This is a genomic window from Flavimaricola marinus (genome assembly GCF_900184895.1).
GTDB lineage: Bacteria > Pseudomonadota > Alphaproteobacteria > Rhodobacterales > Rhodobacteraceae > Flavimaricola > Flavimaricola marinus.
On record NZ_FXZK01000024.1, the window covers coordinates 1 to 23490 of the forward strand.

Sequence of the window (23490 nt, forward strand, 5' to 3'; positions counted from 1 at the left end):
AACTTCAACCTGCCGAAGCTTCGATACGATCTCTTCGGGCTTTTCTCGTTTTCCAGCCATCGCTGATCCTCCAATTTGCGGGACAAATCTATCCCAGTTGGTGGACCACTTTCAGGGGGCTACTCCACCTTCTGCGCGAAGCCGGCTTCACAAAGGTCGAGGTGCGTGGGAAGTCCGGCGATGGCGGGATCGACGGTGTCGGAGTGCTGCGCGTCAATCTTGTTTCGTTTCAGGTCTATTTTCAGTGCAAGCGTTGGAAGGGCAGTGTCGGCTCCAAGGAAATCCGGGACTTCCGGGGGGCTTTGCAGGGCCGTGCAGACAAAGGGCTGTTCATCACTACTGGCCACTTTACCAGCCAAGCTTCGGACGAAGCCACGCGCGACGGAGCGATTGCGATTGATCTCATCGACGGCGACCGGCTCTGTGAGTTGTTGAAGGAAAACCGGCTCGGAGTCACAACCGAGATGATTGAGCGGGTCAGCATCAATCCTGAATGGTTCGGTGGCATTTAGGCCAATTTTTTGCTTCGGATAATGGTGTGGGTCGGTACCAGCATAAAAAAATGGTGTTCGGAAATTCGAGTTCTCTCGAGGTTGAAAGAGAAGCTTCTTGTCAAGATGTCGAAATCGGAGGGCACTAGTTTGCGCTTGACTTGTTCGCGTTCGCCAAAGCCTCCTCGGCACTGGGATAAATCGGAAAATGGCTACTATACCGCCAGCTTCGAGCAAGGTTGTTTTTGCCGGCAATAGTTCTGTCTGATACGTGCTCAGACCAAAGGGAAAGAAGAATACCGCGAGGACCTTTACCTTTGGGCATATCTATCTCGACAATTTTCCCAGTTTTGTCCTTCCACATTGCGAACGCCCTGCAGGGATCATACTTTCCCAACTCGTTGGAGCGATTGATCAGCCCATAGGATGTCATGGTCAAAACCGAGCTACCAGGATCGTCGGCCAAGTTTGAAGCGTACTGGGCAGGCCATCTACTCTTGATTTGCGGCCCGTCTAGGAGAAGAGCAAAGATCAAGTTCGGAGCAACGGATCGTAGAATCTCGTGGCAAGGATCTGATCTTGCCAGCTCTTCACAAATCAGGACAGAGAAAACTGAACGTTTCCGAAAGCGATGGAAATGCACAGCTCTCCTGCCGAGCGGGCAATTCTCCCACCAGTATTTGATCTTTGGATTCAAGGCTGTGGAAAGAGCGTATGTTTCAACTTGGGATCGATCCATGCGCCAGCGGTGGTGTTTTCGCCTACTTACCGTACGATAGAGACCCTCTTTCTCGTCACCGTACCAAACTTTGGTCAGCACGTGATTTCCTGGTTCGGGCGTCTTGCCCTCTGCTTCGCGGCAATTATCGCTGCTGCCGGAAATCACAAACTCCAACTCGGGCTCTAGACGCTTAAGAGCTTGGCACAAATCTTCAAAAAGCGCATAGTCGAGCGCATACTCGGGAAGAACAACGCCATTTACGCGTCGCGTTTGCTTCTTGGCTGAGCTCATAAGAGCACGGCAATGTCCAATAAAACTTTGGCGCTTTTCTAGGCTCGAAATCCAAGTTTGTTCGATATCGAAGTAGTCCCAGTCCCTTTTCCAATAGTGGAGTTGTCCTGGTTCGTCCTCGTTATCTAATGCAGGTCTAAAGGAGTTGGCATCGATCTCTGAAGGTTCTGGTATCAGCAGAATATCTTGTGTTTCAGAGTCTTCTTCAGGCTGTTCCTGGGGCAAATCGAACCATGAACACCTTACCTCACCGCGCCCAGGAAGAAGGCTGAGATTGCGTGACAAGTTCCGCAGAGTAGCGCCAACAGGCGACACACGGACTTTCGGTAACACGCAAACGACGGCGCGATCTGCCAAAAGCGTTAAAGAGGCAGGAGGCTGTGGCCCCTCGATATCTTCCTCCGATGATCCATCGACCTCGCCATTTGAGCTAACTCTGAAAGGTGTCAAATACCAATCCTGGATCCAGCTTTCGAATGGGCTCTTTACAAATTCGCCAACCTCATCGCGCAGTATTCGGTTGCAGGCCATATCGGCAATTACGGTTAACGTTAGCGCAGTTTTCCACCAGGGTTCTGCAGAGGTGTCGTCTTCGAGGTATGAGCCAGGAGTCACCGATTGATCCCAATCCGAGATCAGCTTTTTCCAAAGGCTCTGGACAACTGACGGCGGGTGGCCACTTGGATTTTTTTCTGCATCTCGCCACAGAACACCGGCCTCATCGGCGGCCTTCCTTTCACTTTGTGAAAGCACAAAGTGACCGCGGCCCAACTTATCCTTTGAGACATATGGGGAAGGCTCAAAGAACGCAATTGCACCACCCAATTTCAGAAGATAACCGGCCGCAGCAAACACATCTGTCGGGAAAAGAGGACAGCTTGTCCAATTTTCTCGCGAGCCATTCTGTGCAGGGGGAAGTCCATCCAGAGAGCCGTTGGGGAGAACAGACCGAATTACTGCGCCAACTGATTGATCGTTCACCTTAAAGCCCCCATATAAAAGGAAGAGCAGGTAAACGGTGAATGAAGAATTTGTCAACGAAGTTGAGGTAAGCGGTCGTCAGCGCACTGGAAACAGTCGCGTAAGCGCCATATTTACGCCTAAGTTGTCATGTGTTACTGAGATAGTGACGCGGCGGCAGCTGCAAACACGAAGCAAAAACAACGGTCGCGGGTCATAGCATGCCAAATAGGTTGTCCAAACCACTCCTGAACTTGCAAAAGCAGAGAGCTGCTGCAGGGCAGGATCGGCACACTAATGCCATCGAGGCCTACGTCGAGTACATTGCGTCGCAGGCTAGGGATAACGGCACAAATGTTGATGAAGGCTTTTTGGCAAGGGCTCGTGAGGCCGCCGAGGAGCGGTTCTTAGCGGCAGCCTCCTAGTTTCTTACGATCGTAGACCGACCGAAGCCAGCCAGTCGTGAAATGGCGTGCTTTCAATGCCGCAACCCCCTTTCCGCATGCGCTTCCTGACTGTCTAGCTGTCCCTCAATCTCTCGGCGGCGGCCCTCGCTAAGGTCAAGCTCTGTTGCAAGCTCTCGTCCAGCGTCTTGTAGCTCGCCTCGTCGTTCAGCAATCCGCTCAAGGCCTTCATGGATGCGGCCTGTGAACGAATGAGCAAGGTCACGCAGTCTTTCAAGCCAGCCAGCTCCCTCTCGATCCTGCCGGTCGAGCGTGTCTCCAAGGCGGTCAAGTCCTTCGCGGAGGCCTCTGAGGCCGTCACCAACCGCTCGACGCAGGCGAGCAAGTCGCGTTCCAAGGCTGTCAGTTGGGTCATTTAATCCTCCTCGATCCGAATGCAGGTGACGTGTCTCTCGCCCATCTTGCAGGTCCTGAGCCGCGTCTTCGATGGGTCCAGGATCAGCCAGGTCCCCTCGGGCCGTTCGATCCGTGTCAGGCCCATCTCCGTCAGTTCCGAGCGGCTCAGATGCACCGTCCAAAAGAAGCTCACGGCCATCATCGAGGCGATCCCCGTCAGCAACATCGCCGCGATCAGCCAGGGCGAGATCGTCAGCCAAAGGCGGATCGATCTCAGCCGCGTCTCGAACATGCTCGCCGTCTCGATCTGAAAGCGGCGCGTATCGCTCGCGATGGTATGCTGCGCGGCACCCACAATGTTCTTCAAATCGATCCTGAAGCTCTTGAGCTGGGACGAGATCGAGGCGACGTGTTCCTGCCTGATCTCGTCGAGCTCCGCGTTCAGCTTCTCGCTCAACCGGGTCGGCTTGCCAGTCTTCATGGAAAATCTCTCCTTTCAGCCGCCAGCGTTCGTCCGTTTCCGGATCGCGGGCGGTGATGTAGGCTTGGCCGGTACGCGGCAGGTCGAAGCCTGCGTCCGTCAGCGCGTCGATCATGGATGCGCGGTCGGTGATCAGCCCCATGTCGATCTGGTCCTGTATCCAGGCGTGCAGCTCGTCCCGGCCCTGGGCGCGGGTTGGGGCCTCGATGGTGTCGCGGACTTCCTGGGCGCGCTCCACGTCCATCGGATCGGCCCAGCCATGGCGCTGGTTCATGACGTCCCGCAGGCTGTCATAGGCATCCTGGTAGCCCGGAGGCGCGATGTTGAGGCTCTTGCCCGTCGTCAGCTCCAAGCGCGGCGTGCAGAAGTGAAGCTCAACCCGGCCTTCGTGGCGATGGCGGACCCAGAGCACCTCATATTGCTCAGGGTCCAGCCCCGCGAAGGCCAACCGCTCGAACCCGTCCATGACCTCGGCCTGCTGATCCTCGGTCGGGTCGTCGCTGTCCGCAAAGCTGATCACGCCCGCGCGGTAGGTCCACTGGTGGCGGCTGGCGTCGATCAGGGCTTCGGTGCGCTCGGGATTGCCGCGCAGGACCTCGGGCAGCGGATTGCGGATGACTGTGACCGGCTGACCGTTCGCATCACGGATCAGGTCGCGGTTGCCGTCATAGGCCAGCACGCGCTCTGCCACGAGGTAGCCGACTGGCCCCGCGCCCGCGCCTTTGCCGTTGGGGAAGAACTTGATCAGCACCGCCGCGCCTCATCGAGGAGCGCGGCAAGCTGGCGTTCGATCACGACAAGGCGGCGCGCGACGGTCAGCGTGTCGAGGTCGGTGCGGCCGACTTTCATGGTGTAGTTCAGCCAACGGGCGATCTGGTTGAGGTTGCCGCCAATGCGCCCGACCGCCAGCACCAGCGCCGGATCAAGGCGCGGGATGGGCTTGCGTCGGCGCGCCTCGGTTAAGCCGAGCGCCTCGCGCAGCAACGTCGAGGCGGGCAGGCCAGCGGCCTCGGCCTTGGCGCGCAACTGGGCCTTCTCGGACGCGGTGCACCGAAAGACGAAGGTCTCGGTCAGCGGCTCTTTGGTGCGGGCTTTGCCCGCGCCGGTGGGGCTCGAAGGGGAGGCGTGCCGCCCCTCGCAAGGTCCCGTGTCAGCTGCGCCAGCGTATGACATGGGTCGCCTTGCTGTTTGCGCTTCGGTCGGTCCGGTGGTGCTCATGATCTGAGGCCCGCCGCCAGAATTTGGGCTTGTGTGACGAGTTCAGCGGCCAACAGAGCATCGACTTGGCCCGGTGTGATGTGGCGGCAAAGCGGATGGCGATCCGTCACCCAATTCGCCAAGCCTGCGAGCATCTCGGCTTCCTTCGCCTTCGTCTCTTCTCGGCTTTTGGCGATGTCCTCGACGTAGGCGCGCCATCTCCTAGACTTGAACCAGTTGTCAGAGAAACAGACCTTCGACCGGGTGAAACCCGCGCTCTCGCGGGCGTAGGCCTTCACTGCCTGCAACAGGTCTTCGGCCACCGTACCGGCGTCCAGGATGTCCCTGATCCGCCCGAGACACTCTGCTTTTCCTCGCAAACGGTCGGGCGGATAGGTGTCCAGAATCTTCTCAGCCTCTTCATCCTCCACCGCCACGCGCTCGCGCGTAGGAGGTTTATGGATGGTTTTAGGATGGTTTGGGGGCCGTGGTGGCCCCGGTACCCCGGCCACTGTGGCCCCCATTCCGGGTCCAGTCTGGACGGGGTCCACAGTGGCCCCCGTCTCGATATCGGGCTCTGCGGTCAGTTCGAGCGCCTCGATCTGGGCCAGATCGATCCGGTAAACAACTGTGAACCCGTTCTTGCAGCCTCGCGCGCCGGTCTCGACCAGGATGCCTTCCTTCAGGAAGTCCCGGATCGTCCGCTTGACCGTCGTCTCACCCAGCTCCGTATGCCGCTGGATCGTCCCTTTCGAACACCAGATGCCGGAGCCATCGTCAGAGGCCTTGTCCGCCAGAAACATGATGATCTGCTTGCGCGTCGCACTCCCAAATTTCCGCTCCGCACACGCATTCGCCACCCGCCAGCTCATCGGATGGCCTCAGGGCCAAGGTTTGACAATTCGCGGCTAAGTGCTTGATGCGCTGTCGTGGGTTTGACAGATTTTCTGGAGCTAACCGGTTGAGCCCCTTCAATAAGCTTCGGTTTGAAAATCCTCGTGTCGGTGGTTCGATTCCGCCCCCGGGGTACTATTTAAATTCATGATTTGGCATCATTTTCGGCAGAGTTGCCGGCGTCCGGAAGGCCATGAACGCTTTCGCTGGATAAAGCGAAAAAGAGAGCCTTACTAGACACCAAAGTTGGGCGATAGGGAAAGCTCCTCGGGCTTCGTTACGAGAGCCACCCAGCTGTTCGGTGATGTGAAGTGGAGCGCCGCGGCCAACCTGACGCTCCCGACGACGCTGGCATAAGGGTTTTCAGCTCTCTTGATGTATGCCAGCGTCGCACGTTTCAGAGAGGGAGTTGGTAATACGTCCGGATTGAATCGATCCAATTCCTCGACAGGACGTCCAACGTCTCGACTTGCGGCGCGTCGTTGAGCTCCGAGGTCGTGATCCCGAGCATGAGCTTGCTGGCGTCCAGATCGACGTCTGTCAGCTTCTCAATCGGAACGACGAGCTGGCGGCCGGACAGCACCTTTCCGTTATCGACGACGAGATGACTGATCTGACCGGTCTCGGCCGACATCAGAAAATCCTCGAACGTTCCAAGGGTGTCGTCGGTGCCCTGAATGTCTGCCTTGGAAAAACGGTTGAAGCGCTGAAGCTTTGCCGCCCCGTTCTCACGGCTTTGATCGGCCTCATCGCCAGCATCGTTGTCCACCGAAATGGTTTTGGCTGTTTCCAAATCCAATTTGGCGAGTTTGCCATTGATGGCGCCGCGGCCGTCACTCATCACCAACTGGTCGGCGCCATTAACGTCGTTCAGGGTCGCATCGACTTTGAAGGACCTGTCGTCCGCGGAGATATCGGTGACAAGATCGATTGAGATCAAAATAGCCTGTGCCTCCGCCCAAGAACCGATGTCAATCATGAAATAGGCGAGGCGGTGATCGGTTTTGGTGAGAAATATCTCCAGAACCGGAAAGTCGTGAGTTTCGATCTTGGCCGAATAGCGCGTTAGGTCTTCGAGTGAGTAAAGCATTCAGTACCTCCTGCAACTCAACGGTTGGTGCGTCAATTTGGTTCCGGAACCAATTCATGTGGCGTCGGTTGATTATGTGAACTGCAATGAAAGGACTGACTTATGACAATCGATACACTTGTCGCTGGCTTGTTCGGTGTCACTTTCGTTGCCGCTTTTGTCTTTGCAATTACATCCAAGAAATATACGGACGAAGAGTTGCAGGACGATAATGCGTCGAAGCCGACTTACGATCGGAATGACAAAAACGGGCGGCGAGATAACAGGTGACTAATCCATGCGGACGAAAACGCGGTAACGCCCTGCATTTTTTGCAGGGCGTTTTTCTTTACGCGCATTTCGGCAGATCATGTTCATTTGCGTTTCGCTCTGGAACCCGCACTCATGCCGCTGATGAATGCCTCGACGAGTGTCTGGGCATTCGCGACGCTTTCCGTCGGGGGAGCGGGACGGGCGTGCGGGGGTGCGGAATGAGGGGAACGGTGTGTCGACACGGCCAGCAAGATCAAACCCAAGCCGAAATAGCCGCCGCCAATGATGAGCGCGGCATACATCGGTTCGCTGATCAGCGAGAGATACATCCAAAGGGCCGTTGTCAGAAAACCCAAGCCAACGATGATGAGCGTAAGTGCGCCAACGCCCAAGGCGGCGCGGCGGCCGGCCTGGGCGATGTCGTATTTCAAGGATTGAAGCATCCTACTTTCGCGTCCCGATCATGCCGACGAGGAAGCCTAGGCCGGCAGCGATGCCGAGCGCCGTGGCAGGCTGCTGGTGAATGAAATCGCCGACGTCATCGGACATGTGCGTCGCTCTGGTGCGAGCTTCAGCGAGCTTCTCGGCCCCGGCGGCGCGAGCCGTGGAGAACGTTTCCTCGATGCGCTCCTGAGCCTGATTTTTCTTGGACCGACCCATCTCGGCCATCATCTCCGTCAGGCCGGCGAGATCCGATTTCAAAGTGGCGATCTGGTTGGCCAAATCGTCGATATCGGGGGTGGAGCTTGTGCCGTTGGTGGTTTGTGCGCGTGCCATTGAAATAACTCCTGGTCTTTTCTGGTTTCATTGGCAAACGCGCGACTGATCTAATTGGTTCCGCTTTTTGATACACAATTTGGAGCGCCAATTGGTTTTGCAATCTAGCCCGGTGATAGAAATTGAACCAGATTGGAAGGGGGCTCCGTTCGGACGCAATGCGTGCGTAAAACCCGCATTCAGGGCGCTTGTGACGCTCCGTAGGCGCACTAAATGGCCTAACGGTGGATAGGGGGGCTACCCAGCGATTGCGGAGTAGGCGGCAATCGGAATGATTGTCGAGATCGGCAGGATCAATAGCCCGATTGCGGCTATGAGACCGTCACGCGCCAATAGACCTGCTGCGATCAGGCTGACGGCCGCACCGACGAGGCTTGAGGACAATGGGACGAGTTCCAGCAGGGGCATCAACGTCCCAAATATCGCGCAGATGCCGAACAACACTCTGGACGCCGGAGGCGAGACAAGTGCCGGCAATCGTGCCGCAGTCCGTTCGTCAAGCCATTTGGCGGCCTGCATCAACTTCTCGAACGCTTTCTTGGTCTTGTTGGACCCGATGCCGACCTTGAGCAGACGCTCCGGGAGCCACAGCTGTTTTCGGCCAAGTGCACCTTGCGAGGCAACCAGAAAGATTGTGATGCCGCATACGCTGGAAAACAGAGGCACGCCGCTCAGGGGCGAGACGAGCATGACGGCGACCGCGAGCAGTACCGACGAGAACGAGGCAGATCCGAATGCGGATAGCACGTCGCCGATCTGCGCATTGCCTTCGTCGGTCTTTTCTTCGAGGACATGAACGACATCGGAGATGGGCTGATCTGTCTGCAATGTGTCACCTCCCTTAGCCGTTGTCGATGAGATTGCCGGTGTTTTATATTGCGCTTCAAATGTAAAAAGGGGCGGCCAAATGACCGCCCCCTGTGCAGGCCGCTTTATCGAATTACCAATTGGCCTGACGATTTCGATTAGGAAATCTTCTTCATCCACTGGTCGACTTCGTCGTGAATTTCGGCTTTGGTCTTGCCGTATTTCTCTTGAAGGATGCCTTCAAGCTTTTCACGGTTGCCTTCCGCTTTGTCGACGTCATCGTCGGTCAATTTTCCCCATTGGCTTGTTGCCTCGCCTTTGAGTTGCTTCCATTTGCCTTCGACTTGGTCCCAGTTCATTGGATTCTCCTTTCGTGTCAATCTTCACCTAATCAACGCGAAATTGCCGAATTGGTTCCAAGGAAAGGCTTATTTCTAATTGGGACGGCCTTCTGATCGCGATCTGCAGGCCCTAATAGTCTTGGGCCTGCTCCTTGAAGGCTTCGACTTCGAACGTAAGATCAAGGCGGTAACGCCCGCCATCGTCCGACGCTTCGAGCCGTCCGTTCAATTGCGTGGTGAAGGCACGAATGAGCTGCTTGCCCAGCCCGGTCGAGTCGTCTTCCGGCTCTTGCGGTATCTGGCCGGCGTTGTTCTCGATGACCAAGTGCGCGATCTTGTTGGCACCGAGGGTCAGGGAAACCTTCAGTTTCGGGTTCGCCGCATCGAAATATTTCATCGCATTCGTCAGCGCTTCGGAGACCAGCATGGACAGTGGAACGGCCTGATCCGGGAAGATGACAATCGGTTCGAGGTTAAGCTCGACGTCGACGGTTGCGCCGTCCCGCTTCCCGATGACCTGGCTTTGTTCGATGATCCGCTCGATGAGAGCGGCGGCATTCACCTGCGTGAGGTTCTCGGCCTGATACAGGGTGCGGTGAACGCCCGACAGGCCCATGATGCGGTCCTGAACCTGCGACAAGGCGACCTTCGTTTCCGGTGCCTTGGCCTTGCGGATCTGCATGTTCATTATCGACGAAATGATCTGCAGGTTGTTCTTCACCCTGTGATGCACCTCCTTCAGCAGAACCGACTTCTCTCGGAGCCTGTCCTCCTGTTCCGCTTCGTCACGCAGGACGTCTTCGGCAAGACTCAGAAAGGATTTCTCGAGGTCGGCCAGTTCCGACGAGACATTTGCCATGTTGAGCGAGGAGGGCAGGGTGCGCTTCTGACTGAAATCCCGCATCGCTCGGACGAGGTTGTTGATCCGGAGCAAGACGAAGCGGTCGATCGCGAACCAAGCGACCAGTAGGCTCGCCAGCCACATGATCAACGGCAGGATCGCGTTGACGTAAGGCGTGTAGGGAGAATTGCTGCCGATCCCGCCGACAGGCCAGACCCCCAGCGCATAGACGACATCGGGGACGATCGGCACGACCGTATAGGCGAGCTGTTCGCCTTCGACGCTTTCGGCAATGAACGCGCGGGCTTGCCCTTGGGCCATGCTGAACAGATTGGCCCCGAGCGGCAATAGGCGTTGAGCGGTCTCGCGACCGTTTTCGGCGGACAGCAGCTCGCCTCTGGAATTGAATGTCATCAGCTCGATCGGATCGGCGTTGCCGAGGAAATCCTCGCTTTCACCGACGGCAGACAAGGGGATGGAGATCGAGACGTATCCCTCGAAGGTTCCGAACTGGAACCGGGGATAGTTCAGAACCATGACGCTTTGCCCCAATCCCGGAGACGCGATGTTCACTTCGATATTCTCGCGCGGGTTCTCCATCAATTCGGCGAGCTCTGGATCGGCTGAAAAATCAAGTCGTTGTCCAACGGTCGAGCAATCGACAATGCCAGTCGTGTCAATGAAACCGACGAACGCAAAACGTTCGTCGGTCCCCTTCAGGCGATTGAGATAGCTGGTGCATCGTCCCGGTTCTTCCAACACCCAGTCGATGATCTGACTCAGCGACTGGGCCGTCCCGAAGGCGCGTTGAATCACCTGCCGCTCGCCAGAAGCGGCCCGTTCGGTCAGCGCCAGAAGGGAGAGTTCTGACGCTCTTTCGACTTCGGAATTCAATCGGTGGTTCTGATGGACGCCAATGACCCCCAAGGGGACCATTGCCAGTGTCAGGAAGACCAAAACACGCGCTGTGAGCCGCCGATGCAGCGCCACCTTCTGCGTCATCGCGGAGCGCCGTTCACGCGCCCTGTGACAACCGCCATGGTGGCTGTGTCTGTCAGCTCCATGCCCTCGTCGTCGTTGAGATGCATCAGCTCGGTGAGCCGTGCCCGTCCTCGATTGACGCGGCTCTTGATGGTTCCGACAGCCACGCCGCACATTTCGGCGGCTTCGTCATAGGCAAAGCCCGATGCGCCGACGAGGATCAGCGCCTCGCGCTGCTCATCCGGCAACTTGGCGAAAGCGACCTGAAAGTCCTTCATCTGAAGCCGTCCGTCATGGTCCGGTTTCTGCGACAGGCTTTCCGTGAACACTCCGTCCACATCGGCCACTTCGCGCGATGCTTTTCGGCGATTGGAGTAGTAGGTGTTCCGCAGAATTGTGAACAACCAAGCGCGCAGGTTCGTGCCCACTTGAAATTTCTCGATGTTGGTCCAGGCTTTGACGAGCGTGTCCTGAACCATGTCGTCGGCGGTGGCGCTGTTGCGTGTCAGCGACATGGCGAACGCCCGCAGTGCCGGCAGATGATCTGGCAGTTCGTCTCTGGGATTTGATGTGCTCATTGGGATGAATCGCTGTTCGGGTCGGATTTCGCCGCGTCTTGAGCCTTGAGTTGGTCCAGTAGGGCAAGAAACCGATCTGGCACCTCCTCATCGAGCACGTCTTGATAGACGCGCTTGAGATTCGCGTCGATCGTGTCCGAACCCCTTGGACTCTTGTTGTCTTGCGCCATAGTCTTGCCTGACCTTTTTTAGTTCCGAACCGAAAAATGTGGTGTCCACGGGAACTAAACGATGATCAGCGCGTTTGGTTCCATAAAAAACGCAAGGGATGTCGAATAATGACGAATTCTCCAGATTTCACCACCGCAGTGAGCGCGGCGCTTCCGTTCCTGCGCCGGTATGGGCGCGCGCTTACCGGGGACCAAACCTCTGGTGATAGTTACGCCGCCGCCGCCCTCGAAGCCGTTTTGCTGGACCGTTCGATGGCCGAAGAGGCGTCTTCCGTGAAGGTCGGGCTTTACAAGGTGTTTCACACTGTCTGGAACAGCGCCGGAGCCATGATCAAGGAAGGCGAGACCGGTTTGATGGGGGCGGCCCAAAAGCACCTGTCGAAGCTCACCGCGAACACGCGGGAGGCCCTGTTGCTGAACACCATCGAAGAATTCGACATCTCGGCCGTCGCAGAAATCATGCAGATCGAGCATAGCGAAGCAGAGCATCTGGTCGAAGTCGCCCGCCGCGAAATGGAAGACGCGGTTTCGGGCCGTGTCCTGATCATCGAAGACGAAGCCATCATCGCGATGGATCTGGAAAGTGTCGTCGCCGATATGGGCCATCTGGTCACCGGGGTCGCCAGAACCCGCTCAAGCGCCGTCGATCTCGCGGCGACGGAAGTGCCGGATCTCATTCTGGCAGATATCCAATTGGCCGATAATTCCTCGGGCATCGATGCCGTCAATGACATCCTCGGCAAATTCGGAAACCGCCCCGTCATCTTCATCACAGCGTTCCCGGAGCGCTTGTTGACCGGCGAGCGGCCGGAACCCGCGTTCCTGATCTCCAAGCCCTATACTGAAGCGCAGGTTCGGTCCGCGGTGAGCCAGGCGATGTTCTTCTCTTCCACGGAGACCTTGAAAGCCTGACGGCTGGTCCAATAGACAGCAAAATGGCCCCGCAACTCAGTGTTGCGGGGCCTTTTTCAAGCGTGGAGCTTGGTCAGGTCTTGACCAGAGCCCTCAGCATCCAAGCGGCTTTCTCGTGGAAGGCCGACCTTTGGGTGGCCAGATCCCCGGTCACCGGATCCTTGAGCTCGCCCGCGACGTCGATCAGTGCGTGAAGGCGATGGGCCAGTCGCTCATGGTCGGCGGCCAGATAGCGACACATGTCACCTGCGCTCGGCGTTGTTGGCGTATCTTCGATGACCGAGCGCTTGACGATCTCACTCATCGACATCGGAGCAAATTGACCCAATGCCCTGATCCTTTCCGCCAGTTCGTCGGCGGCCTTGAACATATCTTCGTATTGTTCTTCGGTCAGATTGTGGATCGCGTAGAACAGCGGCCCTTCGACATTCCAATGGTAGGAATGGGTCTTGAAGAGCAGGCAGTAGGTATCGGCCAGCACGTCCGCGAGCCCCGCGGCGATCGGCTCGACGTCTCTCACTCCGGAGTTCACATCATCCGTTCGGGCAACGACTTTGAGGGCGTCAGTCATGGTTTCCTCCTTTGGTCATAATCTGCATCCACAACGTCTGAAACGAATGGATGTTCCTCGATCGGACGGCCCCGCCGGGGCTCGGAGGTCCGCCCCAAATGGTTTGCCTGGCACAAATGTTCGGCGCGGAAGGGGGGGGCGACCCCGTATCGATTACCGCTGCTTGCCGATGTCATCCTTGACTTGGCCGTAAGCCATAAGTGAGAAAATCGCAGTGCCACCCACGATGTTGCCCGCCAGAACCGGCAGGAAGAACCGCATGATCCCGTCGCCGACCGCCAGTTCGCCCTGGACCATGAGATAGGCCATTTCGACAGACCCCGCTACGATATGGGAAAAATCGCCAGCTGCGATGAGCCACGTCAGTGCGCCGATCACGAAGAATGCGGCGCTTTCCGCCTGTGGCAACATCCAGACGATGGCGGCGACCAGCACTCCGGCGGGTATCGCGCGAAAGAAGGCATCTGACGTCGAGAAGCCGGTCGCATGTTGCGAGAGCTCCATCATTGCGGGTCTGATCTCGTCGGGCAGGGCGGCCGTGAAGGCAAATAGCGAGGCCACCGCAAACGCGCCGACGACGTTGGCAAAAAGGACGATCCCCCACAGGCGAGCCACCTTGGCCACCAACCCCCATGTCGGCGCATGGATCACCGGAAGAACGGTGGTGATCGTGTTTTCCGTAAACAACTGCATCCGGCCTAGGATCACGACTAGAAATCCGAGGGAATACCCCATGTTCTCGATCAAGTAGCTGAGCGGCGCCTCGGGGAGGTAAGTGCGCAGGATCGCCTCTCCCACGACAGAGAAGCTGATCATGATTCCCGCAGCGATGCCGGACCAGACCAGTGCGCGGTTGGTGCGTTGGAGCTCTTCTTCGCCGTCCCGGCGGATGACTTCGTAAATCAGTTTCGGCGCAAGTTTCGCTGCACGCTCGACCGATTCCTCCTCGCCCTTTTCCTGCATGACGACGCCTTCGACTTCTTTACCGGTTTTATCGTCGTCTTTTGCCACTGCCATGCGCTTCACCTCGTGTTATGCGGACCAAAGTGAACGCCAGACCACGATGTTTGGTTCAACAAATTCTCACTGCAACGGAACCGCGGTGCCGTTAGGGGCGTTTTGACCCTTTGCACAGTCAATGCGAGACGATCACTTATGGACGAAACCGAGACGATCACCGATACGGCCACCGGCTGGATCTCCAACCTTTTCAACACCAACATATACAACGGCAAATCGCTCGCCGATTACCTGACCTTCGAGGCCCTCGTCAGCTTGGCGGGAAGCGTTCTTTCGGCCGTCTTTATCGTCGTTCTCGGGTTTATCATCGCGGGCATGCTCGGCCGCCGCGTGCGCAATCTCGGCCAGCGTCACGCAAGCCTCGACAATACGCTCTTCACCTTCCTCGGCAACATCCTGCGATATGTCATTCTCGCATTCACGGCCCTGTTCGTTCTGAACACCTTCGGCATCCAGACGACGTCGATCATCGCCGTGATCGGTGCGGCCGGTCTTGCAATCGGTCTGGCTCTGCAAGGCACGCTGTCGAACGTAGCCGCAGGGGTCATGATCATCCTGTTCCGGCCGCTCAAGCTCGGTGATTTCGTCGAGATCAACGATGTCGTGGGAACGGTGAAGGACATCACGCTGAACTATACCGAAGTCGCCGATCTCGGGAACGTCAAGGTCGTGGTCCCGAACTCGGAGGTTTGGGGTAACACGATCAAGAATTACTCGGCCTACGAAACCAGACGCGCCGAATGGACGTTCGGCGTCGGCTATGGCGTGAACCTCGCCGAAGCGGAGACCGTCATCCGCGAGGCCATTCTCAGCGATCCACGGTCACATACCGATCCGGAGCCGTTCATTCAGGTCAACGACCTCGGGAGCAGCAGTGTCGACTTCCTTGTCAGGGTCTGGTGTGCGTCCAGTGACTATTTCCAATATCAGGCCGACATGAAGCGGAAGGTAAAGGAAGCGCTCGACGCGGCTGACATCGACATCCCGTTCCCGACCCGCACCTTGGTCTATGCAAATTCCAAACCGGACGACGCTGCATGATCGTCTGAGCCAGAGTGGATTTGCGGGGCGACGGTGATTGCCGACGCCCACCGGCATCTCAGGCTCTGGGGCATAGATTAAACCGTCGTTCCTGCTGGATCGTCCTGTTGGTCAAACAGATGTGCGTCAATGCGCCGATCCGTTCCGATACGGCGCAGAATGCTGGCTAGGTGGCACCCAACTGTCGCACAGCCAGTTCAGAGACTTTTTCGATGCCTGCTGCGGCCGCACCCTTTGCCCAGATCAGGTCGCCCCAGCCGTGCACGATGATGCGTGGCGGCGGCGCATCCACTTGAATGACCATATCGTTCACCCGGTCCAATACGGACGACTGACACAGTGGATGGGGCCCGGAGTCCTTGATCGCCAAAATCAAGAGCTCCGGATCGAACACGTTGATCAGATTGGCGAGAGCCATCGCAAAGAACCGTCCGGCGCGGTCGAGAATATATCCGGCGGCCTGATCGCCGCGATCTGCGGCGGCGGTGAGCGCGGTTAGATTGGGGTAAGGGCCATTGCCGCCCATGTTGGCGCCGTCCAGTAGTGCATATTCCCCGGCATAGGCCTCAAGACATCCATGCTGTCCGCATTGGCACAATGCTCCGTCGAGGGTCACTTTGGTGTGGCCGAACTCAGCGCCGCAGCCACGCGCGCCACGGTAGAGGGCGCCGTCGATCATGATGCCCATGCCAATCCCATGCTCCAGCGTGATGACGATGAAGTCGTCGCAATTGCGCCCCTCACCGAACAGGTGCTCGGCCTTGGCAACGAGGTTGGCGTCGTTCTCGATGAACACGGGGCAGGTCGCGCGCGTTGACAGCAACTCGCAGAAGTCGACATTTCGCTCGGTCATGGCCGAGGACCAATGCACATGTCCTGAAGCGCCGTCTATATGGCCGGCCAACCCAATGCTCATAACGGATACGTCGTCCACGCTCATGCCCAGCTGGGCACACGCCTCTGTCTTGGCGGCGATGATCAAATCCGCCAGGTCAGGTGCGCTGAGGCGCTTTCGCGCTATGGGATAGTGGATCGATCCCAACACGTTGCCGCAGAAGTCTGACAGGAGAACGGTGATGGCCTCCCAGCCGACTTTCATTCCAGCGATGAGTTTGGCGTTGGCCTTCAATCGCAGCGCTTCTCGGGGACGTCCGCGCTTTGCCCCTACTTGGAAGGCGTCCGTGGGGACCGGCTCGATCAACCCTGCGCCCAGCAGTTCGACCGTGATCGCCGTAACCGTCGCGGGGCTGACACCGACACGTGTTGCAATGTCGGTCCGTGCAATTTCACCGGTTTGGCGGATGCAATCCAACACCTGCAGGCGAATGGTGTCGCGGGGCGCGACTAGTGCTCTGTCCGTTCCCGCAACGCGCCTGTCTGGATCGATACTCATTGGAAATGCCTGTCCGTTTGGTCGAGCGTCCATACAGACGGTATATTTATTTTGACACCTAAAGTAAATTGAAATACCACGACCCTGACAGCAATCCGCGGGGGGAGGACCCTGCGAAACGGAGGGTGCTCACCATGTCTACCGGCTTTTTCGACGGGATTTCCAAGGTCACCTACGAGGGCCCGGAAAGCTCGAACCCATTGGCTTATCGCCACTACAATCCTGACGAGGTGGTGATGGGCAAGCGTATGGAGGACCACCTTCGCTTTGCCGTGGCCTACTGGCACAGCTTTGCATGGGAAGGGGGAGACCCGTTCGGCGGGCAAACCTTCGAGCGCCCGTGGTATCCGCAAGACGACATGGGGCGCGCGCGGATCAAGGCCGATGTGGCATTCGAGATGTTCGATATCCTGAACGTCCCGTTCTTTTGCTGGCATGACGCAGACCTGCGTCCCGAGCAGGGCAACTTCGCCGACAATCTGGCGACGCTCGAAGAGATCACCGACTATCTCGGGCAAATGATGGAGACCAGCAAGACCAAGCTCCTCTGGGGCACGGCCAACATGTTCAGCCATCGGCGCTGGATGTCGGGCGCCTCCACCAATCCCGATCCGGACGTCTTTGCCTTTGCCGCCGCAACCGTCAAAGGCTGCCTCGACGCGACCCACAAATTGGGCGGACAGAATTACGTCCTCTGGGGGGGGCGAGAGGGTTACGAGACGCTGCTCAATACCGATCTCGGTCAAGAGCTCGACCATATGGGCCGGTTCCTGTCGATGGTGGTGGATTACAAGCACAAGATCGGCTTCAAGGGCGCGATCTTGGTCGAACCCAAGCCGCAGGAGCCGTCAAAGCACCAATATGACTACGACGCGGCCACATGCATCGGCTTCCTTCGCAAATACGGCCTGGAAGGCGAGGTCAAACTGAACCTCGAGCAGGGCCACGCGATCCTTGCCGGCCATTCGTTCGAACATGAAATCGCGGTCGCCGCGGCGGAAGGAATGCTCGGTTCGATCGACATGAACCGGAACGACTACCAATCCGGTTGGGATACCGACCAGTTCCCGAACAACGTACCCGAGGTGGCCGTGGCGTATTACCACATACTCAAGGCCGGTGGTCTGGGCCTTGGCGGAACCAACTTCGACGCCAAGCTGCGTCGCCAGTCTCTCGATGCCGAGGATCTGATCGCCGGTCATGTCGGCGGCATGGATATCTGTGCGCGGGGCCTCAAGGCGGCGGCTGCGATGTTGGAAGACGGTGGGCTCGAGGATGCACTGAAAGAGCGGTATTCCGGCTGGAAAACGTCGAGTGCGAAGGATTTGCTGAACAGCGATTTGGCAAGCATTCAGGCGAAAGTCTTGAGTGAGGGTATCAATCCCGCGCCGAAATCCGGTCGTCAGGAAATCCTCGAGAACTACGTCAACCGCTTCGTCTGATAGAGCTGTCGGGGCGGGGGCCTAGTTGGCGCCCGCCTCGCGCATGATTGTGACTGTCTGATTGGCCTCGACGATGTTCCAGTCCGTGGCGACACCGTCTGGCCAGACCACTCTCAGCTCCGCCTGTTCGGCGTCCGCCAGCCCGAAATGTATCGGCCCCAGACTCCCGCTGGCGTGGCCACCGCCAATGGTCAGCTCTCTGGTTTGCAGCCCGGTGCCGGTGCGCAGTTCAATTATTGCACCGATAGCGCGCGTATTGCCTGTCGCCTGCCGCAAGTTGACGTGAAGCCAGTTTCCAGCGTCGATGGTCGCGTTCTGCCAGACTTCCAACGGCGCTCGACGATTCACCACGACAATATCGAGCAAGCCGTCGTTGTTGAGGTCAACCAGCCCACCACCACGGGATCTCTCCGTTGTCGCCACTCCCGCCTCGGAGGCACGCTCGATGAATGTGCCGTCAGGCTGTTGCATCAGCAGGTTGTTCGGGTCGTGGATCGCCATTGTAGGCATCTGATCGACATTTCCCTTGGCAATGAAGAGATCGGCCAGTCCGTCGTTGTCGATATCCCCGAATTCCGCGTGCCAGCCGGTCGAAGGCCGTCCGTCGTCGCCTGTATGTGGCCGCTGCGCAAAGGTTCCGGTCGTGAAGGGCACAACCGCAAATCCTTGCCCCGTGTTTGTCATAAGCATCTGGTCGCCCATCGAGGTCAGCATCACCTCCGGCTTGCCGTCGCCCGTCAAATCGGCGCTGGCGATGCCCATGCCCCACAACTGCATCTTGTCCCAGCCGTCATCGGTCGGCCATTCACGCAAAGGATCGAGCGACCACATCTGTTCATAGCCGTCTCGGACGTAATACTGGCGATCGTTTGATATGCGCAAAAGCGGCTCACCATCCCTGCGCCAGTCCGAGATGAGCATCGATAGTGGGCAATATCCCGGCTCAAGGGCAATCGGCTCGGCGTAGCGCTCGCCGTCCGGCCGTAGCAGCCAATTGGTGTCGCAGGTGCCGAACGGCCCGTTCGGATCGGATGCATCGACATAGTTGCCGATTGCAAGAGTCGGGCGGTCCTGGTCGGGTTCCCACGTCGCCGCGAAAGCGGTCGTCCAGGCATTGCCGGGGCGAATTCCGAGCGCATCCGTGGCGTCGTCAAAGCTGCAGTCCCCTCGACCGAGAAGCACAGCATTCGGTCCGTTGCGCAAGACGAACAGGTCGAGCAGGTCGTCGCCATTGATGTCGATGGGATAGGCGCCTGTGGCGCCGACAAGGGGAGGGGCATCTGCCAGTGAATAGCTGATCGGGCCGCCACGCTCCGAGCTGTTGACGAAGAGGCTCGCCGGGTTTGAACCTCCCGCTGCGAACAGGTCGAGGAAATCGTCGCCGTTGCAATCGAAGAGTGCAACGCCGCCGCCGACGAAATGCTCCCAGCCTCCATCATAATCATGTTGGAACGGCAGCTCTTGGGCGCGATCGAGGAACGTCGGCTGAGCGGCGAGCGCATGCGGCGCGATGGCGGCCGCCAGAATACACGCGCCGAAGGCCAGTTCGTCATTCCTTTTGCGTTTCAATGCTCTGCGGTTCTGACGCGCGCGATCCAGATTGCTCATCGGTGGCCCTCACTGCTCGAAATTAGGGCAGCTCTCGACGTGCCGACCGCCCAAAAAGATAGCAAAAACATAAATTTATGCAACGAATTGTTCTGTGGGAACCATTCCCAAAAGTAATTGACAATGAGGACCGCGCCCGACATGTTTTTGGGCATGACGGCAAACGTCAACATGGTTCTTTGAGCCGTGATAATTCTGGGAGGAATTTCTATGAAGACGACAACTATTGCTGCCGCGGTTGTGGCAGCGGCTGGATTTGGCACGGCTGCACTTGCGGACGGTCACGGGATGACCGTCGGTGTGAGCTGGTCCGATTTCCAGGAAGAGCGCTGGAAGACCGACGAAGCGGCTATTCTCGGCGCGCTTGAGGCCGCCGGTGCGAGCTATCTTTCCGCCGACGCGCAGTCCTCGGCAACCAAGCAGCTGGCCGACGTCGAAAGCCTGATCACTCAGGGCGTCGACGCTCTGATCATCTTGGCGCAGGACGGATCGGCGATCGGCCCGGCACTGGATGCCGCCGAAGCAGCTGGCATTCCCGTCATCGGATATGACCGCCTGATCGAAGACCCTCGTGCCTTCTATCTGACCTTCGACAACGTCGAAGTCGGTCGGATGCAGGCCGCAGCGGTGCTCGAGTTGGCCCCTGAAGGCAACTACGTCATGATCAAAGGGTCGCCGACAGACCCGAACTCCGACTTCCTGCGCGGCGGCCAGCAAGAAATCCTGCAAGCAGCCATCGACTCTGGCGCGATCACCATCGTGGGTGAAACCTACACCGACGGTTGGCAGCCTGCGAACGCACAGCGCAACATGGAGCAAATCCTGACCCAGAACAACAACGAGGTCGACGCTGTTGTGGCCTCCAACGACGGCATGGCCGGCGGTGTTGTTGCTGCGCTGGCCGCACAGGGCATGGACGGTATCCCGGTCTCCGGACAGGACGGCGACCACGCCGCTCTGAACCGTGTGGCTCTGGGCACCCAGACCGTGTCTGTCTGGAAAGACAGCCGTGAACTGGGCCGCAATGCTGGCGAAATCGCCGTGGCACTGGCCAGCGGCACCGCAATGTCCGACATCGAAGGCTCGGCCACGTTCACCTCGCCCGGCGGCGTCGACGTGAACTCCATGCTCCTGGCACCGCAGCCGATCACACAAGATCGCCTGAACCTTGTGCTGGATGCGGGTTGGATCGCGAAAGACGTTCTGTGCCAAGGTGTGACCGGTCTGGCCGTCTGCGAGTGATCTGAATGTGAAAGTCTATAGCCCCATCCGCTTTCCGGCGGGTGGGGCTATTTGATTTTGGATGGCCCAGAGCCGGGGCCAAGGGAGGGAACCTATGTCCAACGGACTGGGAAATATTATCAAGACATTGCAGCTCGACACGCGACTGCTCGGCATGATCGGGGCCTTCGTCCTGATCGCACTCGTATTCCATATCGCGACCGGTGGAACGTTTCTGACCCCGCGAAATCTGTTTACCCTGACATTGCAGACGGCATCGGTGGCCGTCATGGCGACCGGCATGGTCTTCGTCATCGTGACCCGGAACATCGATCTGTCCATCGGCTCTTTGTTGGGCATCATCGGGATGCTCATGGGCGTCGTTCAGGTTCAGGTGCTGCCCGAAATCTTTGGATTCGGCAGCCCGATGATCTGGATTATCACGGTTGCTATCGGCTTGGCGCTCGGGGCCGCGATCGGCGGGTTTCAAGGCTGGCTGATTGGATACCTCGCGATCCCCTCCTTTATCGTTACGCTTGGTGGTCTGCTGATCTGGCGCGGTGGCGCATGGTGGGTGTCTCGGGGCACGACGATTTCCCCGCTCGATCCGTCCTTCGTCATGCTCGGCGGAGCGACAGGGACGATCGGGGTGACGGCCAGTTGGATACTTGCGCTCGTTGGGTCTGCTTTGACGATTTACGGGCTGGCCAACAATCGCCGGAAATACATCAGCCATGATTTCGCCGTGAAGCCGCTTTGGGCAGAGTATCTGCTAGGCGCAATCCTCGTCGGCGCGATCTGCGGCATCACCGCGATCATGAATGCCTACATGGTGCCGACCCGCATTCTCGAGCGGCGCTTTGCAGCCGAAGGGCTGGAAATGCCCGAAGGTTATACGGAAGCCTACGGTTTCCCGATCTCGGTGCTGATCGTTCTGGCCGTGGCGATCGCGATGACGGTCATCGCCCGGAAAACCCGGTTCGGTCGCTATGTCTTTGCAATGGGTGGCAACCCGGATGCGGCGGAGCTGTCGGGCATCAATACACGATTGCTGACCGTCAAGGTCTTTGCCCTGATGGGGGCGCTGACCGCAATCGCGGCCGTGATCGCATCGGCACGCTTGGGATCGGCTGGCTCGTCGCTGGGCGAGCTTGACGAGTTGCGTGTCATTGCGGCGGCCGTCATCGGCGGCACCGCCTTGGCTGGCGGTGTCGGGACGATCTATGGCGCCATCCTCGGTGCCTTCATCATGCAGGCGCTCGTGTCCGGCATGGGCATGGTTGGCGTCGACTCGCCATTGCAGAACATGATCGTCGGCGGGGTTCTGATCGTCGCGGTCTGGGTCGACATCCTATATCGTCGCAAAACGGGAGACGCATAATGACCACGCCACTTCTAGAAATGCGCAACATCTCCATCCACTTTGGCGGGATCAAGGCGGTCGACGACGTGTCCATTGACGTGATGCCTGGCGAGGTCGTGGGATTGTTAGGCCACAACGGTGCCGGCAAATCGACCCTTATCAAGATCCTGTCGGGCGCCTACAAGAAGGACAGCGGCGAGATCTACGTCGATGGCAAGAAGGTCGAGATCAACAGCCCGCGCGACGCGCGCGATCTCAATATCGAGACGATCTATCAGACCCTCGCCTTGTCCGACAATCTCGATGCGGCCTCGAACCTGTTTCTGGGGCGCGAGATCGTCACCCGGTTCGGCCTTGTAGACGATACAGCTATGGAAGCGGAATCGCGCAAGATCATGGCGCGGCTCAATCCCAACTTTCAGCGGTTCTCCGAACCGGTGAGGTCATTGTCGGGTGGACAGCGTCAATCCGTGGCCATCGCGCGGGCCGTCTACTTCAACGCCCGCATCCTGATCATGGACGAACCGACGGCAGCTTTGGGTGTCCATGAGACGGCAATGGTAGCCGATCTGATCAAGGAGCTCAAAGCGCAAGGCTTGGGGATCTTCCTGATCAGCCACGACACGCGCGAGATGATGGAGCTGTGTGATCGGGTGTCGGTGATGAAGAACGGCCAATTGGTTGGCACCGAACGGGTCGAGGATGTCACTGAAGACGACATCCTTTCGATGATCATCCTCGGCAAGAACCCAAAGCGCGAAATGGCATGATCCGACACAAGACCCGATGAGGGTAGGGGAGGGGCGCTGGCAGGGAACAACCTGCCGGCGCCCCTTTTCTTTGAAACGACGTGGATTCGGTCGTCGCGAGTCGTGTGTTGGGCGACTGGAATCGATTCCTATGCGAAATACTGGGTGATTTGCGGCCGTGAGGCCGAAAGAGCTGCAAATTGTTGTCTGCTTTACGATGGGGAAGCTGGTTCAGAGGGCCCCCAGAGACCAATAAATGCATCCCCTCGGGATAAGTCAGCGCAAGATTTAGGAGAAAAATATGTATGAAAAACAGTGAATTAAATGGAATTGAGGGACTTGATCGGCAGGGCAATGCAGATTTTGGGCTCTTTCTTGAAAAAAGGGGTTGCGGGTGTGTGCGAGTAACCGTAGAACCCCCCTCACCGGCGGCGCAGAGATGCACCAACGGGGCGCCAGACGGGCGGCACGGAGCGGAAACGGTTCGGGTTGTTACGG

24 protein-coding genes are annotated in these 23490 nt (G+C 58.1%); 8 read left to right on the forward strand and 16 right to left on the reverse strand.

Annotated elements, in window-relative coordinates; all coding sequences use genetic code 11:
- Positions 1 to 512: restriction endonuclease (locus tag LOM8899_RS22145; RefSeq protein WP_133065093.1), on the forward strand; the 512-nt coding region annotated here is incomplete at its 5' end.
- 124 nt (positions 513 to 636) lie between these two features.
- Here LOM8899_RS22145 and LOM8899_RS23295 read toward each other — a convergent pair.
- From LOM8899_RS23295 to LOM8899_RS22165, 5 genes are all read right to left on the reverse strand, one after another.
- Positions 637 to 2484, reverse strand: coding sequence for a hypothetical protein (locus tag LOM8899_RS23295; protein ID WP_133065094.1), 1848 nt, complete (start codon positions 2482 to 2484; stop codon positions 637 to 639).
- A gap of 457 nt (positions 2485 to 2941) precedes the next feature.
- Positions 2942 to 4495 carry a relaxase family protein gene (locus LOM8899_RS22150; RefSeq protein WP_093994416.1) on the reverse strand — a complete coding sequence of 518 codons (1554 nt, stop codon included), beginning with the start codon at positions 4493 to 4495 and terminating at the stop codon, positions 2942 to 2944.
- Positions 4489 to 4917 carry a plasmid mobilization protein gene (locus LOM8899_RS22155; protein ID WP_168770634.1) on the reverse strand — a complete coding sequence of 143 codons (429 nt, stop codon included), beginning with the start codon at positions 4915 to 4917 and terminating at the stop codon, positions 4489 to 4491. Before LOM8899_RS22155 ends, LOM8899_RS22150 begins: the two co-directional genes overlap by 7 nt.
- 41 nt (positions 4918 to 4958) lie before the next feature.
- Entirely contained in the window at positions 4959 to 5744 is a 786-nt protein-coding gene (locus LOM8899_RS22160; protein ID WP_245820718.1) for a hypothetical protein, read from the reverse strand.
- A 488-nt stretch (positions 5745 to 6232) separates the two neighbouring features.
- Positions 6233 to 6925, reverse strand: coding sequence for a PRC-barrel domain-containing protein (locus tag LOM8899_RS22165; RefSeq protein ID WP_093994418.1), 693 nt, complete (start codon positions 6923 to 6925; stop codon positions 6233 to 6235).
- Between the two features lie 102 nt (positions 6926 to 7027).
- On the opposite strand from LOM8899_RS22165, the gene LOM8899_RS23525 reads away from it, so the two are divergent.
- Positions 7028 to 7195: a hypothetical protein gene (locus tag LOM8899_RS23525; RefSeq protein ID WP_168770635.1), complete on the forward strand. Its 168-nt coding sequence runs from the start codon at positions 7028 to 7030 to the stop codon at positions 7193 to 7195.
- Positions 7196 to 7278: 83 nt separating this feature from the next.
- Here the strand turns inward: LOM8899_RS23525 and LOM8899_RS22170 are convergent, their stop codons facing one another.
- From LOM8899_RS22170 to LOM8899_RS23530, 7 genes are all read right to left on the reverse strand, one after another.
- On the reverse strand, positions 7279 to 7608 hold the full coding sequence (locus tag LOM8899_RS22170; RefSeq protein ID WP_168770636.1) for a phage holin family protein: 330 nt from the start codon (positions 7606 to 7608) through the stop codon (positions 7279 to 7281).
- Between the two features lie 13 nt (positions 7609 to 7621).
- On the reverse strand, positions 7622 to 7954 hold the full coding sequence (locus LOM8899_RS22175; protein WP_093994420.1) for an ElaB/YgaM/YqjD family protein: 333 nt from the start codon (positions 7952 to 7954) through the stop codon (positions 7622 to 7624).
- Positions 7955 to 8191: 237 nt separating this feature from the next.
- Positions 8192 to 8941 (reverse strand): exopolysaccharide biosynthesis protein, encoded by a 750-nt coding sequence (locus LOM8899_RS22180; protein WP_168770637.1) that lies wholly within the window; start codon positions 8939 to 8941, stop codon positions 8192 to 8194.
- Entirely contained in the window at positions 8920 to 9120 is a 201-nt protein-coding gene (locus tag LOM8899_RS22185) for a CsbD family protein (protein WP_093994422.1), read from the reverse strand. Before LOM8899_RS22185 ends, LOM8899_RS22180 begins: the two co-directional genes overlap by 22 nt.
- A gap of 112 nt (positions 9121 to 9232) precedes the next feature.
- Entirely contained in the window at positions 9233 to 10945 is a 1713-nt protein-coding gene (locus LOM8899_RS22190; RefSeq protein ID WP_093994423.1) for a sensor histidine kinase, read from the reverse strand.
- On the reverse strand, positions 10942 to 11502 hold the full coding sequence (locus LOM8899_RS22195) for an RNA polymerase sigma factor (RefSeq protein WP_093994424.1): 561 nt from the start codon (positions 11500 to 11502) through the stop codon (positions 10942 to 10944). Before LOM8899_RS22195 ends, LOM8899_RS22190 begins: the two co-directional genes overlap by 4 nt.
- Positions 11499 to 11672: a NepR family anti-sigma factor gene (locus LOM8899_RS23530; protein WP_168770638.1), complete on the reverse strand. Its 174-nt coding sequence runs from the start codon at positions 11670 to 11672 to the stop codon at positions 11499 to 11501. The genes LOM8899_RS22195 and LOM8899_RS23530 overlap by 4 nt, the downstream gene beginning before the upstream one ends.
- Positions 11673 to 11780: 108 nt before the next feature.
- Between LOM8899_RS23530 and LOM8899_RS22200 the strand changes: the two genes are divergently transcribed.
- Positions 11781 to 12584: a response regulator gene (locus LOM8899_RS22200; RefSeq protein ID WP_093994425.1), complete on the forward strand. Its 804-nt coding sequence runs from the start codon at positions 11781 to 11783 to the stop codon at positions 12582 to 12584.
- Positions 12585 to 12657: 73 nt separating this feature from the next.
- On the opposite strand, the gene LOM8899_RS22205 is transcribed toward LOM8899_RS22200, so the two are convergent.
- Positions 12658 to 13155, reverse strand: coding sequence for a Dps family protein (locus LOM8899_RS22205; RefSeq protein ID WP_093994426.1), 498 nt, complete (start codon positions 13153 to 13155; stop codon positions 12658 to 12660).
- A 153-nt stretch (positions 13156 to 13308) separates the two neighbouring features.
- On the reverse strand, positions 13309 to 14172 hold the full coding sequence (locus LOM8899_RS22210) for a formate/nitrite transporter family protein (protein WP_168770639.1): 864 nt from the start codon (positions 14170 to 14172) through the stop codon (positions 13309 to 13311).
- Positions 14173 to 14310: 138 nt separating this feature from the next.
- Between LOM8899_RS22210 and LOM8899_RS22215 the strand changes: the two genes are divergently transcribed.
- Positions 14311 to 15216 (forward strand): mechanosensitive ion channel family protein, encoded by a 906-nt coding sequence (locus tag LOM8899_RS22215; protein WP_093994427.1) that lies wholly within the window; start codon positions 14311 to 14313, stop codon positions 15214 to 15216.
- Positions 15217 to 15382: 166 nt separating this feature from the next.
- Here LOM8899_RS22215 and LOM8899_RS22220 read toward each other — a convergent pair whose 3' ends face one another.
- Positions 15383 to 16609 (reverse strand): ROK family transcriptional regulator, encoded by a 1227-nt coding sequence (locus LOM8899_RS22220; protein WP_093994428.1) that lies wholly within the window; start codon positions 16607 to 16609, stop codon positions 15383 to 15385.
- A 134-nt stretch (positions 16610 to 16743) separates the two neighbouring features.
- On the opposite strand from LOM8899_RS22220, the gene xylA reads away from it, so the two are divergent.
- Positions 16744 to 18051 (forward strand): xylose isomerase, encoded by a 1308-nt coding sequence (gene xylA, locus LOM8899_RS22225; RefSeq protein ID WP_093994435.1) that lies wholly within the window; start codon positions 16744 to 16746, stop codon positions 18049 to 18051.
- A gap of 21 nt (positions 18052 to 18072) precedes the next feature.
- On the opposite strand, the gene LOM8899_RS22230 is transcribed toward xylA, so the two are convergent.
- A complete protein-coding gene (locus LOM8899_RS22230; protein WP_093994429.1) occupies positions 18073 to 19659 on the reverse strand; it encodes a CRTAC1 family protein in 1587 nt (528 codons plus the stop codon).
- A 210-nt stretch (positions 19660 to 19869) separates the two neighbouring features.
- Between LOM8899_RS22230 and xylF the strand changes: the two genes are divergently transcribed.
- The 3 genes from xylF to LOM8899_RS22245 all read left to right on the forward strand — a co-directional run bounded on the left by xylF (position 19870) and on the right by LOM8899_RS22245 (position 23013).
- A complete protein-coding gene (gene xylF / locus LOM8899_RS22235; protein ID WP_093994430.1) occupies positions 19870 to 20901 on the forward strand; it encodes a D-xylose ABC transporter substrate-binding protein in 1032 nt (343 codons plus the stop codon).
- A 94-nt stretch (positions 20902 to 20995) separates the two neighbouring features.
- A complete protein-coding gene (locus LOM8899_RS22240; protein WP_093994431.1) occupies positions 20996 to 22261 on the forward strand; it encodes a sugar ABC transporter permease in 1266 nt (421 codons plus the stop codon).
- The gene (locus LOM8899_RS22245; protein WP_093994432.1) at positions 22261 to 23013 is read left to right on the forward strand and encodes an ATP-binding cassette domain-containing protein; all 753 of its coding nucleotides are present in this window, start codon (positions 22261 to 22263) and stop codon (positions 23011 to 23013) included. The genes LOM8899_RS22240 and LOM8899_RS22245 overlap by 1 nt, the downstream gene beginning before the upstream one ends.
- Positions 23014 to 23490 lie beyond the last annotated feature (477 nt).

Excerpts from the sequence above, each read along its gene's own strand:
- LOM8899_RS22155 (WP_168770634.1), bottom strand. The coding sequence starts at position 4,917 with ATGTCATACGCTGGCGCAGCTGACACGGGACCTTGCGAGGGGCGGCAC.
- LOM8899_RS22160 (WP_245820718.1), bottom strand. The coding sequence starts at position 5,744 with ATGTTTCTGGCGGACAAGGCCTCTGACGATGGCTCCGGCATCTGGTGT.
- LOM8899_RS22165 (WP_093994418.1), bottom strand. The coding sequence starts at position 6,925 with ATGCTTTACTCACTCGAAGACCTAACGCGCTATTCGGCCAAGATCGAA.
- LOM8899_RS23525 (WP_168770635.1), top strand. The coding sequence starts at position 7,028 with ATGACAATCGATACACTTGTCGCTGGCTTGTTCGGTGTCACTTTCGTT.
- LOM8899_RS22175 (WP_093994420.1), bottom strand. The coding sequence starts at position 7,954 with ATGGCACGCGCACAAACCACCAACGGCACAAGCTCCACCCCCGATATC.
- LOM8899_RS22185 (WP_093994422.1), bottom strand. The coding sequence starts at position 9,120 with ATGAACTGGGACCAAGTCGAAGGCAAATGGAAGCAACTCAAAGGCGAG.
- LOM8899_RS22190 (WP_093994423.1), bottom strand. The coding sequence starts at position 10,945 with ATGACGCAGAAGGTGGCGCTGCATCGGCGGCTCACAGCGCGTGTTTTG.
- LOM8899_RS22195 (WP_093994424.1), bottom strand. The coding sequence starts at position 11,502 with ATGAGCACATCAAATCCCAGAGACGAACTGCCAGATCATCTGCCGGCA.
- LOM8899_RS23530 (WP_168770638.1), bottom strand. The coding sequence starts at position 11,672 with ATGGCGCAAGACAACAAGAGTCCAAGGGGTTCGGACACGATCGACGCG.
- LOM8899_RS22200 (WP_093994425.1), top strand. The coding sequence starts at position 11,781 with ATGACGAATTCTCCAGATTTCACCACCGCAGTGAGCGCGGCGCTTCCG.
- LOM8899_RS22205 (WP_093994426.1), bottom strand. The coding sequence starts at position 13,155 with ATGACTGACGCCCTCAAAGTCGTTGCCCGAACGGATGATGTGAACTCC.
- LOM8899_RS22210 (WP_168770639.1), bottom strand. The coding sequence starts at position 14,172 with ATGGCAGTGGCAAAAGACGACGATAAAACCGGTAAAGAAGTCGAAGGC.
- LOM8899_RS22215 (WP_093994427.1), top strand. The coding sequence starts at position 14,311 with ATGGACGAAACCGAGACGATCACCGATACGGCCACCGGCTGGATCTCC.
- LOM8899_RS22220 (WP_093994428.1), bottom strand. The coding sequence starts at position 16,609 with ATGAGTATCGATCCAGACAGGCGCGTTGCGGGAACGGACAGAGCACTA.
- xylA (WP_093994435.1), top strand. The coding sequence starts at position 16,744 with ATGTCTACCGGCTTTTTCGACGGGATTTCCAAGGTCACCTACGAGGGC.
- LOM8899_RS22230 (WP_093994429.1), bottom strand. The coding sequence starts at position 19,659 with ATGAGCAATCTGGATCGCGCGCGTCAGAACCGCAGAGCATTGAAACGC.
- xylF (WP_093994430.1), top strand. The coding sequence starts at position 19,870 with ATGAAGACGACAACTATTGCTGCCGCGGTTGTGGCAGCGGCTGGATTT.
- LOM8899_RS22240 (WP_093994431.1), top strand. The coding sequence starts at position 20,996 with ATGTCCAACGGACTGGGAAATATTATCAAGACATTGCAGCTCGACACG.
- LOM8899_RS22245 (WP_093994432.1), top strand. The coding sequence starts at position 22,261 with ATGACCACGCCACTTCTAGAAATGCGCAACATCTCCATCCACTTTGGC.